This is a genomic window from Micromonospora citrea (assembly GCF_900090315.1).
Taxonomy (GTDB): Bacteria; Actinomycetota; Actinomycetes; order Mycobacteriales; family Micromonosporaceae; genus Micromonospora; species Micromonospora citrea.
In genome coordinates, this window is sequence record NZ_FMHZ01000002.1 from 1802943 (window position 1) to 1818082 (window position 15140).

11 protein-coding genes are annotated in these 15140 nt (G+C 73.0%); 3 read left to right on the plus strand and 8 right to left on the minus strand.

From position 1 onward, the window contains the following. Positions 1 to 119 precede the first annotated feature (119 nt). Both GA0070606_RS08340 and nrdR read right to left on the minus strand, forming a co-directional pair. Positions 120 to 2999, minus strand: a complete 2880-nt coding sequence (locus GA0070606_RS08340; RefSeq protein WP_091096514.1) for a vitamin B12-dependent ribonucleotide reductase — start codon at positions 2997 to 2999, stop codon at positions 120 to 122. Positions 3000 to 3065: 66 nt separating this feature from the next. Next, positions 3066 to 3566 carry a transcriptional regulator NrdR gene (gene nrdR / locus GA0070606_RS08345; protein WP_091096517.1) on the minus strand — a complete coding sequence of 167 codons (501 nt, stop codon included), beginning with the start codon at positions 3564 to 3566 and terminating at the stop codon, positions 3066 to 3068. Between the two features lie 637 nt (positions 3567 to 4203). On the opposite strand from nrdR, the gene lexA reads away from it, so the two are divergent. Continuing rightward, entirely contained in the window at positions 4204 to 4986 is a 783-nt protein-coding gene (gene lexA, locus GA0070606_RS08350; protein ID WP_091096519.1) for a transcriptional repressor LexA, read from the plus strand. Between the two features lie 281 nt (positions 4987 to 5267). On the opposite strand, the gene GA0070606_RS08355 is transcribed toward lexA, so the two are convergent. Both GA0070606_RS08355 and hflX read right to left on the minus strand, forming a co-directional pair. Beyond that, on the minus strand, positions 5268 to 6989 hold the full coding sequence (locus tag GA0070606_RS08355) for a hypothetical protein (protein WP_091096521.1): 1722 nt from the start codon (positions 6987 to 6989) through the stop codon (positions 5268 to 5270). A 51-nt stretch (positions 6990 to 7040) separates the two neighbouring features. After that, positions 7041 to 8495 carry a GTPase HflX gene (gene hflX, locus GA0070606_RS08360; RefSeq protein ID WP_091096523.1) on the minus strand — a complete coding sequence of 485 codons (1455 nt, stop codon included), beginning with the start codon at positions 8493 to 8495 and terminating at the stop codon, positions 7041 to 7043. Between the two features lie 195 nt (positions 8496 to 8690). On the opposite strand from hflX, the gene GA0070606_RS08365 reads away from it, so the two are divergent. Next, positions 8691 to 10157 (plus strand): NAD-dependent malic enzyme, encoded by a 1467-nt coding sequence (locus GA0070606_RS08365; protein ID WP_091096525.1) that lies wholly within the window; start codon positions 8691 to 8693, stop codon positions 10155 to 10157. A 191-nt stretch (positions 10158 to 10348) separates the two neighbouring features. Here the strand turns inward: GA0070606_RS08365 and dapF are convergent, their stop codons facing one another. Genes dapF through GA0070606_RS08385 form a run of 4 tightly spaced genes read right to left on the minus strand, consistent with a single transcriptional unit; the run spans position 10349 to position 13366 of the window. Then, the gene (gene dapF, locus GA0070606_RS08370; protein WP_091096528.1) at positions 10349 to 11197 is read right to left on the minus strand and encodes a diaminopimelate epimerase; all 849 of its coding nucleotides are present in this window, start codon (positions 11195 to 11197) and stop codon (positions 10349 to 10351) included. A 7-nt stretch (positions 11198 to 11204) separates the two neighbouring features. Beyond that, positions 11205 to 12152 carry a tRNA (adenosine(37)-N6)-dimethylallyltransferase MiaA gene (miaA, locus tag GA0070606_RS08375; RefSeq protein WP_091096531.1) on the minus strand — a complete coding sequence of 316 codons (948 nt, stop codon included), beginning with the start codon at positions 12150 to 12152 and terminating at the stop codon, positions 11205 to 11207. Continuing rightward, positions 12149 to 12868 (minus strand): class III extradiol dioxygenase subunit B-like domain-containing protein, encoded by a 720-nt coding sequence (locus GA0070606_RS08380; protein WP_091096533.1) that lies wholly within the window; start codon positions 12866 to 12868, stop codon positions 12149 to 12151. The genes miaA and GA0070606_RS08380 overlap by 4 nt, the downstream gene beginning before the upstream one ends. 48 nt (positions 12869 to 12916) lie before the next feature. Then, entirely contained in the window at positions 12917 to 13366 is a 450-nt protein-coding gene (locus tag GA0070606_RS08385) for a hypothetical protein (RefSeq protein ID WP_218105996.1), read from the minus strand. A gap of 251 nt (positions 13367 to 13617) precedes the next feature. On the opposite strand from GA0070606_RS08385, the gene GA0070606_RS08390 reads away from it, so the two are divergent. Beyond that, positions 13618 to 14826 carry a DUF349 domain-containing protein gene (locus tag GA0070606_RS08390; protein WP_091096535.1) on the plus strand — a complete coding sequence of 403 codons (1209 nt, stop codon included), beginning with the start codon at positions 13618 to 13620 and terminating at the stop codon, positions 14824 to 14826. Positions 14827 to 15140 lie beyond the last annotated feature (314 nt).

Genomic DNA, 15140 nt, shown 5'->3' on the forward strand with positions numbered 1-15140 from the left:
GACGAGGTGGACGAGCGCGCGAGCCGTGGCCGCGGCCGGCGTCCGCGGAGTCGATCAGGAACCGTAAGAAACGGATGAGCCCCGGGCGCAGAACGCCCGGGGCTCATCGCGGTCGAACGTCAGCTGCAGCCGCTGGTGGAGCCGCAGCCCTCGCAGACGTAGCAGCTACCGGCCGGGCGCATCTTCGTACCGCAGGTGAAGCAGAGCGGCGCGTCGGCGGCCTTGCCGATCACGGCCTCCAGCAGCTCGGTGCTGGAGCCGACGGACGGCGCCGGCTTGGCGGCGGCGACGTCGGCCACTTCCTGCGCCGGCTGGGCGACCGGGCCGGTCTTGGGCTCGGCGTGCGTCTCGACCGGGGCGGAGGCGGCCATCGCGGTGAGGTCCGCACCGTTCGCCTCCGCCTCCGCCTCGGCCCGGAGCTGGGCGGCCCGCTCCTTGGCGGTGAAGATGCCCAGCTCCGCGCGGCGCTCGTACGGCAGGAAGTCCAGCGCCAGGCGACGGAAGATGTAGTCCATCACCGAGGCGGCCATCCGCACGTCCGGGTCGTCGGTCATGCCGGCCGGCTCGAAGCGCATGTTGGTGAACTTGCTGACGTACGTCTCCAGCGGGACGCCGTACTGGAGACCGATGGAGATGGCCACCGAGAAGGCGTCCATCACGCCGGCCAGGGTCGAGCCCTGCTTCGACATCTTGAGGAAGACCTCGCCGAGGCCGTCGTCCGGGTAGGACGAGGCGGTGAGGTAGCCCTCGGCGCCGCCGACGGAGAAGCTGACCGTCTGGGACGGGCGCTTCTTCGGCAGCCGCTTGCGCACCGGGCGGTACTCGACGACCTTCTCGACCACCTTCTCCGCCTCGGCCGGAGCCTCGGTGGTGGCGGCGGCCTTGCCCGGCTTGGCGGCCGACAGCGGCTGGCCGACCTTGCAGTTGTCGCGGTAGATCGCCAGCGCCTTGAGGCCGAGCTTCCAGCCCTCGAAGTAGATCTTCTCGACGTCCTCGACGGTCGCCGCCTCCGGCATGTTGACCGTCTTGGAGATGGCGCCGGAGATGAACGGCTGGACGGCCGCCATCATCCGCACGTGACCCATCGGGGCGATGGACCGCTCACCCATGGCGCAGTCGAAGACCGGGTAGTGCTCCGGCTTCAGGCCCGGGGCGTCCACCACGTGACCGTGGTCGGCGATGTGCTCGACGATCGCTTCGACCTGCTCCTCGGGGTAGCCGAGGCTGCGCAGGGCGCGCGGCACGGTCTGGTTGACGATCTGCATGGAGCCGCCGCCGACCAGCTTCTTGAACTTGACCAGCGCCAGGTCCGGCTCGACGCCGGTGGTGTCGCAGTCCATCATCAGGCCGATGGTGCCGGTCGGGGCGAGCACGCTGGCCTGCGAGTTGCGCCAGCCGAACTTGTCACCGATCTTGTTGCCCTGGGTCCATTGCTTCGTGGCCTCGCGGACGATCGCGGTGGCCACGGTGCCCGAGGGCTTGATCTCGTCGTTGGCGGCGGCGTGCTTGCGCATGACCCGCTTGTGCGGCTCCGCGTTGCGGGCGTAGCCGTCGTACGGGCCGACGATGCCGGCCAGCTCGGCGGAGCGGCGGTAGGCGGTGCCGGTCATCAGCGAGGTGATCGCCGCGGCGACGGAACGACCCTGCTCCGAGTCGTACGGCAGGCCGGAGGCCATCAGCAGGGCGCCGAGGTTGGCGTAGCCGATGCCGAGCTGCCGGTAGGCGCGGGTGGTCTCGCCGATCTTCTCGGTCGGGAAGTCGGCGAAGCAGATCGAGATGTCCATCGCGGTGATGACCAGCTCGACCGACTTGACGAACTTCTCCACCTCGAAGCCGCCGTCGGCGCGGAGGAACTTCATCAGGTTGAGCGAGGCCAGGTTGCACGAGGAGTTGTCCAGGTGCAGGTACTCCGAGCACGGGTTCGACGCGGTGATCCGCCCGGTCTCCGGGCAGGTGTGCCAGTCGTTGATGGTGTCGTCGTACTGCAGGCCGGGGTCGGCGCACTCCCAGGCGGCCTGGGAGATGCTGCGGAACAGGCCCTTGGCGTCGATGGTCTCGATCACCGCGCCGTCGAGGCGGCCGCGCAGGTCGAAGCCGCCGCCGTTCTCCACGGCGGTCATGAACTCGTCGGAGACCCGGACGGAGTTGTTGGCGTTCTGGTACTGCACGCTGACGATGTCGGCACCGCCGAGGTCCATGTCGAACCCGGCGTCGCGCAGCGCGCGGATCTTGTCCTCCTCGCGCGCCTTGGTGACCACGAACTCCTGGATGTCCGGGTGGTCCACGTCGAGGATGACCATCTTGGCCGCGCGCCGGGTGGCGCCGCCGGACTTGATGGTGCCGGCGGAGGCGTCCGCGCCACGCATGAAGCTGACCGGGCCGGAGGCGTTGCCGCCGGAGGAGAGCAGCTCGCGGGAGGAGCGGATCCGCGACAGGTTGACGCCGGAGCCGGAGCCGCCCTTGAAGATCAGCCCCTCCTCCTTGTACCAGTCGAGGATCGAGTCCATCGAGTCGTCGACGGCCAGGATGAAGCAGGCGCTGACCTGCTGCGGCGACGGCGTGCCGACGTTGAACCAGACCGGCGAGTTGAAGCTGAACACCTGGTGCAGCAGCATCCAGGTCAGCTCGTGGGCGAAGACCTCGGCGTCGGCGGGGCCGGCGAAGTAGCCGTACTCCTCACCGGCGGTTCGGTAGGTGGTGACCACCCGGTCGATCAGCTGCTTGAGCGACCACTCCCGCTCCGGGGTGCCCACCGCGCCCCGGAAGTACTTGGTGGTCACGATGTTCGCCGCGTTGACGCTCCACGACTCGGGGAACTCGACCCCCCGCTGCTCGAAGTTGACCGAGCCGTCGCGCCAGTTGGTCATCACGACGTCGCGGCGCTCCCAGGCGACCTCGTCGTAGGGGTGCACCCCCTCGGTCGTCCAGACCCGCTCCACCTTGAGCCCCGCGCCGGCCTTGCTCCGTGCCCTGCTCGTCGTCACACCATCCCCCGACATCTCATCCGCCCCCTCGTCCGCGCGGCCACCCGCCGCGCGATCCGACTGTAAAACTGCTCAAGAACTTCAACTGGTACGGCCGGCGGCCTCGACCGCGTCGGCCCCGGCGCCCTCCCGGGCGCGTGCGGCGGCCCGCAGCGTCTCGATCTCGCGCTCGAAGTCGGCGAGCGAGTCGAACGACCGGTAGACGCTGGCGAACCGCATGTAGGCGACCTCGTCAAGGTCCCGCAGCGGGCCCAGGATGGCCAGCCCCACCTCGTGGCTCGGGATCTCGGCGGCCCCCTTGGCCCGGACGGTCTCCTCGACCTTCTGCGCGAGCAGCGCGATCGAGTCGTCGTCCACCGGCCGGCCCTGGCACGCCTTGCGCACCCCGCCGATGATCTTCGTGCGGCTGAACGGCTCGGTGACCCCGCTGCGCTTGACGACCGCGAGGACCGCCTCCTCCACCGTGGTGAACCGCTTGCCGCACTCCGGGCAGGAGCGCCGCCGGCGGATCAACTGGCCGTCGTCGGCCTCCCGCGAGTCGACGACCCGGGAGTCAGCGTGTCGGCAGTACGGACACCGCACAGCACCCGACCTCCTTCATCGATCGCGGGCGCGCCGACCGCCTCCCGGGCACGCGGCAGCGCGGCGGAGCCATCTGCCGATGGTCTGCGCCGTGCCGACGGTACGGGAGTGCGGTCGGTAGTCGAACCCAACCTGTAGGCGACTTACGCCCGTGTGACTACTACATCTAGGGGTTGACCGTATGCCGCCGACGATCCGCGGTCAAGTTGGGCGGCGTGTCCGGCGCGTCACCGCCATCCGGAGTCCACCGGCCACCGCCGCCCACCCGAGGACCAACCGCCGGACACCCCCTCGGGTTATTCGTCCGGCCGCCCGGAAAGCGTTCGACCGCCGGGCGGATGTCGAACACCCGTTCGATCCGACGTACCATTTATCAGAACGTGAGTACGAGCAGGCCCGTTTTTCACCCCGACACGCCGAGGCGATGTCGTACAGACGTTTGAAAATGACTGATCTCACCTATACGGTCATCAACAACCGGGCGCGGATTCTGCCGCAACCGGCCACCGGGCACCACCGCGCGCACCCGGCACCGCCGGGGGTGCCAGGCACCACCGACAGCGCCGCCGCACGCACCAGCACCACCGCACGCACCACGAGCCGCCAAGGCACCCAGCGCCGACCAGGGAGGACGGACGTGACCGAGGACCGGGCCAGCCGGCCCAAGAGCCCGCAGCAGATCACCGAGGCGGGCCCGCCGGCCACCCGACGCCGGGGCGCCGCGCGCAGCCGGACCGGGCAGCCCGCCGTGCGCCCGGTCACCCCGGTGGTCAGCGCCTTCCCCGACCCGGCGACGGTGGACCTCACCGCCCGACAGCGCCGGATCCTGGAGTTCATCCGCACCTGGGTGGACCGGCACGGCTATCCGCCGAGCGTGCGCGAGATCGGCGAGGCGGTCGGCCTGGTGTCGCCGTCGAGCGTCGCCTACCAGCTCAAGGAGCTGGAGAAGAAGGGCTTCCTGCGCCGCGACCCCAACCGGCCGCGTGCCGTCGACGTCCGGGCCCCCGGCGACGTCGACGACGAGCTGACCCGCTCGCAGCGCCCGGCCCCGGCCTACGTGCCGATGCTGGGCCGGATCGCCGCCGGTGGTCCGATCCTGGCCGAGCAGGCCGTCGAGGACATCTTCCCCCTCCCCCGCGAGCTGGTAGGTGAGGGCGAGGTCTTCATGCTCCAGGTCAAGGGCGACTCGATGCTCGACGCGGCGATCTGCGACGGCGACTGGGTGGTCGTCCGGCAGCAGCCCACCGCCGACGCCGGCGACATCGTCGCCGCCATGCTCGACGGCGAGGCGACGGTCAAGACCTACCGTCGCCGCGACGGGCACGTCTGGCTGATGCCGCAGAACCCGGCCTTCGACCCGATCCCCGGCGACGACGCCACCATCATGGGCCGGGTCGTCGCGGTGCTGCGCCGGATCTGACCCGGGCCGACCCTCCGGGTGTCCGCCGACGGCGGTCCCCCGTGGGCCGGCCGGCATCAGTGCCCGCGTCGGGAATCACGCCTGGGCGGTGTCCGGGTCGACCGGCGCCCCGGGCCGCGTCGGGGACCAAGCCGACCGGGCCAGCAAGCCGTGCCCGGCAACCACGCCGGTCCGGCCAGCCAAGCCAAGCCGGGCTGGCCAGCCAAGCCGGGCCGGCCAGCCAAGCCGGGCCGGGCCGGGAACCGAGCCGGCCGGATCGGGTATCGGGCCCCGTGCGTAGTTCAGTAACGGTCGCCCCGGTAGCTCCGGCCGCTGCCGGGCGGCTGGCCGTAGGGGGCGCCGCGACCATCGTCGTAGCCGTCGTCGCGCCGGCGGGCCGGGCGCTGGCCACGAGGATCCGGCTCGCCCCGGCGCGGTGGTTCCGCCCGACCGCCGCCGGGGCCCGGTTGGCCGCCGTAGACGCCGCCACCGGAACGCCCGCCACCCTGGCGACCGCCGCCACCGCCGGCAGGGCCAACGGGGCCGGGCTGCCGGCCGCCGCCGTAGACCCCGCCACCGGCCGGGCGGCCACCACCGCCGTAGGTGCCACCGCCCGCCGGTCGACCGCCACCGTAGACGCCGCCACCGGCCGGCGCGGCCCCGCCGCGTCCACCGGCCGGCACCGCACCGCCGCGACCGCCGCCCGGCGGCACCGCACCGCCGCGACCGCCGCCCGGCGGCACCGCGCCGCCGCGACCGCCGTACACGCCGCCGGAGGGCGCGCCGCCGTAGACGCCGCCGCGCGCCCGGTCGCCGGGCGGCAGGTAGTCGTCGTCCGCCAGGCCCCTTAGGTCGTCGGCGGGGGCATCGTGACGATCCGGGCCGTCGCCGTCGCGCCTCGGGGCGGCCGGTTTGCGCCGGGCCCGCAGGATGCCGAAGACGCCGGCCGCCACCATCAGCGCACCGACCACGCCGACCGCGGCGATCAGGTACGTGATGTCGGCCAGGCTGAGACCGTCGAGCCAGGACTGACCGGCCGCCTTCTTCTGCCCGTCGCCCTCGCCGGCCAGCGGCTTCGCGCCCTCCGTGGACGGGGTGTAGGCGAGGATGTCGACCGCCTCGCCGTCGTCGAGCTGGCCGCCGTCGGACACGGTGAGGAAGGTCTTGCCGTCCGGCGTGTAGGCGATCGCCTCACCGAACGGGTCGGCCAGCGCCGTCACCCGTGGCTTGCCGGTGGTCAGGGCCGCGACGATGTCGCCGCCGGCCACGTCGTACTCGAAGGCGTCGGCGTAGGTGCGCACCACCACCCGGGACCCGTCGGGGGACCGCGCCGCTCCGGTGATCGCCACCCGGCCCGGTGCGCCGAGCCGATTGTCCGTGTCCGTCCTCGGCAGGGTGATCTCGCCGACCTTCTTCATCGGCACCGGTTCGGTGTCCCCGCTCTTCATCTTCGCGGCGGGGGTGAAGATCTGCGCCTTGCCCGACATCACCTTAGTGATGATCAGTGGGTTGCCGTCGTCGCCGATCAGCAGCGCCTCGGCGTCGTGCGGCTTGCGCTCGGGATAGGAGAGTCGGTGCAGCACCGGCCGCTTGGACCCGCTGACCGGCATGCTCCACAGCGCCACCCGGTCACGGCGCTCCCGGCTGGTGATGTTGTCACCCGTGTCGGCGATCCAGAGCGTCCTGCCGTCGGGAGAGAGCGCCAGGTCCTCCGTGTCGAACGGCCCCTGCCCGGAGTAGCGGACCGGCTCCTTGGCGATCCCGCACTTGCTGTCGAGGAAGAAGACCCGCTTGCGGCTCTCCACCTCGGTGCCGTCGTTGATCACGATGTAGCCGGTCCTGGTGGCGACCAGGCCCGACAGCTCCCGCAGCCGCTCGTCGGTCACCGTGCACCGCTTCTTGCCCGGGGCGGCCGCGAGCGGGGACGAGGCCGAGGCGGGCGCCGCCGAGGCGACCCCTGCACACGCCACGGTCGCCCCCAGCAAGCCGAGGGCGACCGTGACCGAAGAAACAGCGCGGCGCATTGAATCAGTGTCGCATGCCGCAGGTTTCCGCCGGGTGACGCCGGGACGCCGTCACCGTGCCGCGGCGACCGCCTGATCCTCCGGCGTCGTCCGGAACGGAGCCAGCTCGGCGGCGAGCGCGTCGCCCACCCGGACGTGCACCAGCGTCCCCTCCGGCAGGTGGGAGGTGCTCAGCACCTCGCCCTGCCGGTGCACCCGCGCGACCAGGTCACCCCGGTCGTACGGCAGCACCGCGCGGACCTCCACCGCCGGGCGGGGCAGCCGCGCCTCGACGGCCTCGCGCAGCCCGTCGATCCCGCGGCCCGTGTGCGCGGAGACGAAGACCGCCTCCGGCCAGAGCCGCTTGAGCCGAAGCAGCGTCTCCTCGTCGGCGGCGTCGGTCTTGTTGACCACCAGCAGCTCGGGCAGCCGGTCGGCGCCCACCTCGGAGAGCACCTCGCGGACCGCGCGGACCTGCTCCTCCGGGTCCGGGTGGGTGCCGTCGACGACGTGCACCACCAGGTCGGCCTCGGCCACCTCCTCAAGCGTGGAGCGGAACGCCTCGACGATCTGGTGCGGCAGGTGTCGGACGAAGCCCACCGTGTCGGAGAGCGTGTAGAGCCGCCCGTCCGAGGTGGTGGCCTTGCGGGTGGTCGGGTCGAGGGTGGCGAAGAGGGCGTTCTCGACCAGCACGCCCGCCCCGGTCAGCCGGTTGAGCAGGCTCGACTTTCCGGCGTTGGTGTAGCCGGCGATGGCGACCGCCGGAACGGCGTTGCGGGACCGCCGGGCGCGCTTGGTCTGGCGTACCGTCTTCATGCCCTTGATCTCCCGGCGCAGCCGGGCGATGCGGTGGCGGATCCGGCGTCGGTCGGTCTCCAGCTTGGTCTCACCGGGACCGCGCAGGCCCACGCCGCCGCCCGCGCCCCCGCCGCGACCGCTGCCACCGGTCTGCCGGGAGAGCGTCTCACCCCAACCGCGCAGGCGGGGGAGCAGGTATTCGAGCTGGGCCAGCTCGACCTGCGCCTTGCCCTCCTTGCTCTTGGCGTGCTGGGCGAAGATGTCGAGGATCAGCGCGGTGCGGTCGACCACCTTGACCTTGGTGCGCTGCTCCAGGTTGCGCAGCTGGGACGGCGACAGCTCACCGTCGCAGATCACCGTGTCGGCGCCGCTGGAGAGCACGACCGAGCCGAGGTCGTCGACCTTGCCCCGGCCGATGTAGGTGGCCGGGTCGGGGCGGCTGCGCCGCTGGATCAGCCCTTCGAGCACCTGCGAGCCGGCGGTCTCCGCCAGCGCGGCGAGCTCGGTGAGGGAGTTCTCGGCGTCGTTCTGGGTACCCTCGGTCCAGACACCGACCAGCACGACGCGCTCCAGGCGCAGCTGGCGGTATTCGACCTCGGTGATGTCGGCGAGCTCGGTGGAGAGGCCAGGGACCCGCCGCAGTGCCTGCCGCTCTGACAGCTCGAACTCCCCGGTGGTGGCGTCGAGCTCGTCGTCGGTGTGGGGGAGGAAGGTCTCCTGGTTGGTCAAGCTGATCTCCTGTCCGTTCTGCCCCGTACGCGCAGGTTCTGTCGCGTACCGAGCAATCCTGACATGTGTCAACGCCGGACGCACCTCCTATATGCCCACCCTGACGCGCCACAAAAGTGGGGGCGGCCCGTCGGCCCGCCCGGGTGGGCGAGTAGAAATGCGGTGCGAGCCGCTCAGCGTCGACGGAGGGATCCTGTGGCCATCACCCGACTTCCGAGTGCCGGATTCTCGATCACCATCCGGATCGCCGTGCCCGCGGACGCCTCCTCGATCGGCCGGCTGACCACCTCCGTCGGCGAGGCCGGTGCGATCGTCACCGCGCTCGACGTGGTGGACTCCGATCCCACGCACGTGCTCGTCGACCTGACCTGCGACACCGCCGACGCCAGCCACGCCGACCAGGTGGTCGACGCGCTGACCGCGCTGGACGGCGTGGACGTGCGCAAGGTCTCCGACCGCACGTTCCTGCTGCACCTCGGCGGCAAGATCGAGGTCAGCTCGAAGGTGGCGCTGCGCACCCGCGACGAACTGTCCCGCGCGTACACGCCGGGGGTGGCGCGGGTCTGCCAGGCGATCGCCGAGAACCCGGCCGACGCCCGCCGGCTGACCATCAAGCGCAACACCGTGGCCGTGGTCAGCGACGGCTCGGCCGTACTGGGCCTGGGCAACCTCGGCCCGGCCGCGTCGCTGCCGGTGATGGAGGGCAAGGCGGCGCTGTTCAAGCGCTTCGGCGGGGTGGACGCCTGGCCGGTGGTGCTCGACACCCAGGACACCGACGAGATCGTCCAGATCGTCAAGGCCATCGCCCCGGCGTACGGCGGGATCAACCTGGAGGACATCGCCGCGCCCCGCTGCTTCGAGATCGAGGCGCGGCTGCGTGAGGCGCTGGACATCCCGGTCTTCCACGACGACCAGCACGGCACGGCGATCTGCGTGCTGGCCGCGCTGACCAACGCGCTGCGCGTCGTGGGCAAGCAGCTCGCGGACGTCCGGGTCGTGGTCTCCGGCGCGGGCGCGGCCGGCACCGCGATCATGAAGCTGCTGCTGCGCCAGGGCGTGGGCGACATCATCGCGTACGACCGGCAGGGCGCCCTGCACCGCGGCCAGAGCGGGCTCAACCCGGCCTGGCAGTGGCTGGCCGAGCACACCAACAAGGAGAACTACTCCGGCGACCTGGCCGGGGCGGTCCGCGACGCCGACGTCTTCATCGGGGTCAGCGCCCCGAACCTGCTCACCGGCGACGACATCGCCACGATGGCCAAGGACGCGATCGTGTTCGCGCTGGCCAACCCCGACCCGGAGGTCGACCCGCGCGAGGCGCGCAAGCACGCCGCCGTGGTCGCCACCGGCCGCTCCGACCAGCCGAACCAGATCAACAACGTGCTGGCCTTCCCGGGCGTCTTCCGCGGCATGCTGGACGCGCACGCCGAGGAGTTCACCGAGGAGATGGCGATCGCGGCGGCCCGGGCCATCGCGGACGTCGTCGGCGAGGACAAGATCAACCCGACGGTGATCGTACCCAGCGTCTTCGACTCGCGGGTCGCCCCGGCGGTCGCGGCGGCCGTCCGCGCCGCCGCGCAGAACCCGGCCCCGGCCCCCGCCGCCGACCCGGGCCCCGCCGACCTCCCCGAGATCGCCGCCGAGGCCAGCGCCACCCCGTAAAAACCCACCCCGCGCCCTCCGCCCGCGCCCGCCGACCCGCGCGCCCGCCCTCCGCCGCGTTGATCATGACGTTAGCGCGTCCGGAAAGCGCTCTCTCAGCCGGTAACGTCATGATCAACGCGCGCAAGGGCGGGGGTGGGGGTGGGGGTGGGGGCGGGGGCGGACCGAGGGCCGGGGTGGGCCGGGTGGGGTCAGGGGGTGGTCAGGGTGGTGGGGTTCAGGGTGCCGGTGGCCACCAGGGTGGCGGGGCCGGCCAGCCAGCAGGAATCCTCCGTCACCGTGACCGAGAGCCGGCCGCCCGGAACGTCCACCGCCATCACCCCGGTCTCCCGGCCGGCGTCGCGCAGGGCCACGGCGGCCACCGCGCAGGCGCCGGTGCCGCAGGAGAGCGTCTCGGCGGAGCCGCGCTCGTACACGCGCATCAGCACGTGGCCGTCGGCGCCGTCGACCGGCTCGCCCGGCGCGGTGAACTCCACGTTCACCCCGGCCGGGAAGACCGTCGGGTCGACCTCGGGAGCCCGCGTGAGGTCCAACGCGGGCAGCTCCAGCCCGGCCGGCAGCGCGCAGACCAGGTGCGGGTTGCCCACGTCCACCGCGGTCCCGGGCAGGGTCAGCCCGCCGAGGCTGGCGTTCGCCGTGTCGTACAGCCGGGGGCGGCGCATCTCGACGGCGATGGCGTCGGCCGTGACCAGCGCGCGCACGACGCCGGCCCGAGTGGCCACCGGCAGCGCCTCACCCGCCGGCTCGGCGAGCCCGGCGGCGAGCAGGTAGCGGACGAAGACCCGGGCGCCGTTGCCGCACATCTCGGCGAACGACCCGTCGGCGTTCCAGTAGTCCATGAACCACTCGGCCTCGCCGGCCAGGTCGGCGCCCTCGGGGTGCTTCGCCGCCCGGACGACCCGCAGCACGCCGTCGCCGCCGATCCCGCGCCGCCGGTCGCAGAGCGCCGCGACCAGGCCGGGCGTCAGCTCCAGCCGGTCGTCGGGGTCGGGCAGGATGACGAAGTCGTTGCCGGTGCCGTGGCCCTTGGTGAACTGCACGCCCCCATCATCGCGCAGCGGCCGGCACCAGTCGCAGGGCGGCCGGGATCAGCTCCGGCGCGGCCGAGTCGAGCCAGTGGATCCGCTCGTCCCGGCGGAACCAGGACCGCTGCCGCCGCACGAAGCGCCGGGTGGCGCGGATCGTCTCGTCGTGCGCCTCGGCCTCGGTCAGCTCCCCGGCGAGGAAGCGCAGCACCTGCTGGTAGCCGAGCGCCCGGCTGGCCGTACGCCCCTGCGGCAGGCCGCGCCCGACCAGCTCCCGGGTCTCGGCGACCAGGCCGTCGGCCCACATCCGGTCGACCCGCAGGGCGATCCGCTCGTCCAGCAGCGCCGTGTCCAGGTCCACCCCGAGCTGCACCGACGGATAGTAGGGCGTCGGGTCGGGCAGCGACGCGGTGAAGGGCGCCCCGGTCAGCTCGACGACCTCCAGCGCCCGCACGATCCGCCGGCCGTTGCCGGGCAGGATCCCCGCCGCGGCGGCCGGGTCGGCCTCGCGCAGCCGGGCGTACAGGGGGGCGGGGCCGGCCTCGGCCAGCTCCCGCTCCAGCCGCTCCCGCACGACCGGGTCGGTGCCAGGGAACTCGAACCGCTCCAGCACCGCCCGCACGTAGAGGCCGGAGCCGCCGACCAGCAGCGGCACCCGGCCCCGGGTCAGGATGTCGTCGACCGCCGCGCGGGCCAGCCGCTGGTATTCCGCCACGCTCGCCGGTTCGGTGACGTCCCAGATGTCGAGCAGGTGGTGCGGCACCCCCTCGCGCTCGGCCGGGGTGAGCTTCGCGGTGCCGATGTCCATGCCCCGGTAGAGCTGCATGGAGTCGGCGTTGACCACCTCGCCGTCGAGGGCGTGCGCGAGGGCGATGCTGAGCGCCGACTTTCCGGCCGCGGTGGGCCCGACCACCGCGACCACCGTGCCGGCCGGCGGGCGGCCGTGTCCGGCCCCGCCCGGCGCCGTCACGCCGGCTCCCAGCTGGCCACGAGGTAGGCCACGCCGTAGGGCGCGGCGTCGTAGGTCACGTCGCCGCGCCACTGCCCGCCTGTCGCTTCCGCCGCGCCGGCGAGCACCTGCCAGGCCGCCCGGCCGGCGACCTTCAGCTCCGCCGACAGCCCCGGGTTCAGGCCGCGCAGGGCGTCGGCGTCCGCGCCGGCCAGGGCGCGGGCGACCCCGTCGTCGTACGCCTCGGCGCGCGGGTCGTCGTAGCCGGGCGCCTTCTCGCCCCGGCAGGCGGAGCCGTCCCCCAGCACCAGCAACGCGACCCGGCCCTCGGTGCCGCGCACCAGCTCCGCCCCGAGCGCGGCGCACTCGTCCGGGCCGGCGTCGGCGGCGACCGACTGCGCGAACCGGGGCAGGTCGGTCCCGGCGCGGCCAACCAGCCACGCGCCGACGGTCAGGCTCAGCGGCAGCCGGTCGCTCCCGGCGCAGTTCACCTTCCACAACCGCACGTGCCGGTCGAGGCCGTACGGCCGCAGCGAGCCGTGGTCGGCCGCGTTGAAGCGGGCGGTCTCCGGACCGCCGCCGACCAGGACGATCACGTCGGGCCTGGCGGCGATCAGCCCGGCGACGGCGGCGTCACAGGCGGCGCGAAGCTCGTCCAGCTCGGGTGCGGCGGCACCCGCCAGCTCGGGGACGATCAGCGGCGGGTGGGGGCAGACGGCGGCGGCGACCAGGGGCACCAGGCAACGGTATCGGCACGACTGCGCCCGGCGCCCCGCACCCACCGCTCAGCCTGCCTGGCCGCCCCAGCCGCCCTGCACCATGGTCTGGAAGCGCCACTGGCCGCCGGCCTTCACCAGCAGGTCGGCGTAGCGCACCTGCTGCCGCTCGCCGTCGATCGTGAACTCCGCCTCGGTGAAGACGATGACCAGGCTGGGGGTGAGGAAGTACGGGGTACGACGGGATTCCATGGTCAGGTCGCCCCCGCCGCCGAGGACGCCGCCCATCTTCTCCAGGTACGCCGGGCGGTCGAGTTGCTGGGCGGAGCCTTCCCCGGCGGCGTCGTCGGTGACCGTGTTGAGCGGGAACATCGCCAGGTCGGCGGTGCCCGCCACGTCGCCCGCCTCGGCCAACGCGTCGTAGCGGCGGAACCATTCGTCCAGCTCGTCGAGGGCGGCCGGGTCCGGCACGAAGCTCTGGTCGACCGGGGGCGTGATCCGGCTGCGGGACTGCGTCATGTGCTCCTCCTTCATCGGCCGGCGACTGCGGGTCGCTGGCCCGTACGCCGTACGGTACAGCGTACGGGCAAGTTCGACAACTTCCTTTCAGGTTGCCGGTCGCAGGCGGTAGGACACCGTATGGTCACGGTCGGCGATAGGCGCTCGACGGGAACCGGGTCGCACCTGTGACAATGCCGGGGGAAACTTTGCTGCGCCGTGGCGGCGATCGTGGGACTGCTCCCCGACGCCGGGAGAACGAGGATGGGCACATGAGCGACTGGACTGCCTTCGGACGGGTGGACGCGGACGGCACCGTGTACGTCAAGACCGCCGAGGGCGAGCGGGTGGTCGGATCCTGGCAGGCGGGAGCGCCCGAGGAGGGGCTGGCCCACTTCGCCCGCCGCTTCGACGACCTGGTGACCGAGGTCAACCTGACGGAGGCGCGGCTCAACTCGGGTGCGGCGGACGCCGGCCACTCGCTGACCACGATCCGCCGGATCCGCGCCTCGCTCGCCGACGCGCACGTCGTCGGCGACATCGACGCGCTGGCCGCCCGGCTGGACCGGCTCGCCGCCGTCGCCGAGGAGAAGGCCGGCGAGGCCAAGGCCGCCAAGGAGGCCGCCCGGGGCGAGGCGCTCGCCCGCAAGCAGGCCCTGGTGGAGGAGGCGGAGAAGCTGGCCGCCGAGTCGACCGGCTGGAAGACCGCCGGCGACCGGCTCAAGGAGATCCTCGACGAGTGGAAGACCATTCGCGGGGTCGACAAGAAGACCGACGGTGAGCTGTGGAAGCGGTTCGCCGCCGCCCGGGACGGCTTCACCCGGCGCCGGGGCGCCCACTTCGCCTCGCTGGACGCGCAGCGCAAGCAGGCGCAGTCCGTCAAGGAGGAGCTGGTCGCCGAGGCGGAGAAGCTGAAGGACTCCACCGACTGGGCGGCCACGGCTAACCAGCTCAAGGACCTCATGAACCAGTGGAAGGCCGCCCCGCGCGCCTCCAAGGAGGCGGAGCAGAAGCTCTGGGAGAGGTTCCGGGCCGCGCAGGACGAGTTCTTCACCCGGCGCAGCGAGGTCTTCTCGGCCCGCGACAACGAGCAGCGGGCCAACCTGGAGCGCAAGCAGGCGCTGCTCGCCGAGGCCGAGGCGCTGGACGTCGACGGCGACCCGAAGGGCGCGCAGGCCAGGCTGCGGGAGATCCAGGCGCAGTGGCACGAGGCCGGCCGGGTGCCCCGCGAGGCGGCCGCCGGGCTGGAGCGGCGGCTGCGCGCGGTCGACGAGAAGGTCCGCGAGGTGATGGACTCGGCCTGGCGGCGGACCACCAAGGAGGACAACCCGCTGCTGGCCCAGATGCGGGCGCAGGTCGCCGAGGCCGAGGAGCGGCTGGCCCGCGCCCGGGCCGCGGGCGACGCCAAGCGGATCCGCGAGGCCGAGCAGGCGCTTGCCTCGAAGCGGCAGTTCCTCCAGCTCGCCGAGCAGGCCGGCTGACCCGACTTTCCCTGGAAGCCCCTGGCCCCTGACGGGAACCGGGGGCTTCCGCGCATCCCGACCCCCGCGCCCCTCACCCTCACCCTCTCGCTCTCGCCGCTCTCGCTCTCGCCTCGATGGCCCGAGATCGCGCAACTTCCGGGAAGTAGTGGCATCCGGGCGTCGGGACACCACTACTTCCCGGAAGTTGTTCGGATCATGGCGTCTCGGCGCCCGCGCGGGGGCGGGGCCACGGCGCGCGGGGCACCGGCGCGGGCGCCGTGAGGGCCAGGGTGTGCGGGTGCCAGGGTGTGCGGATGCCACAGGGCGCGGAT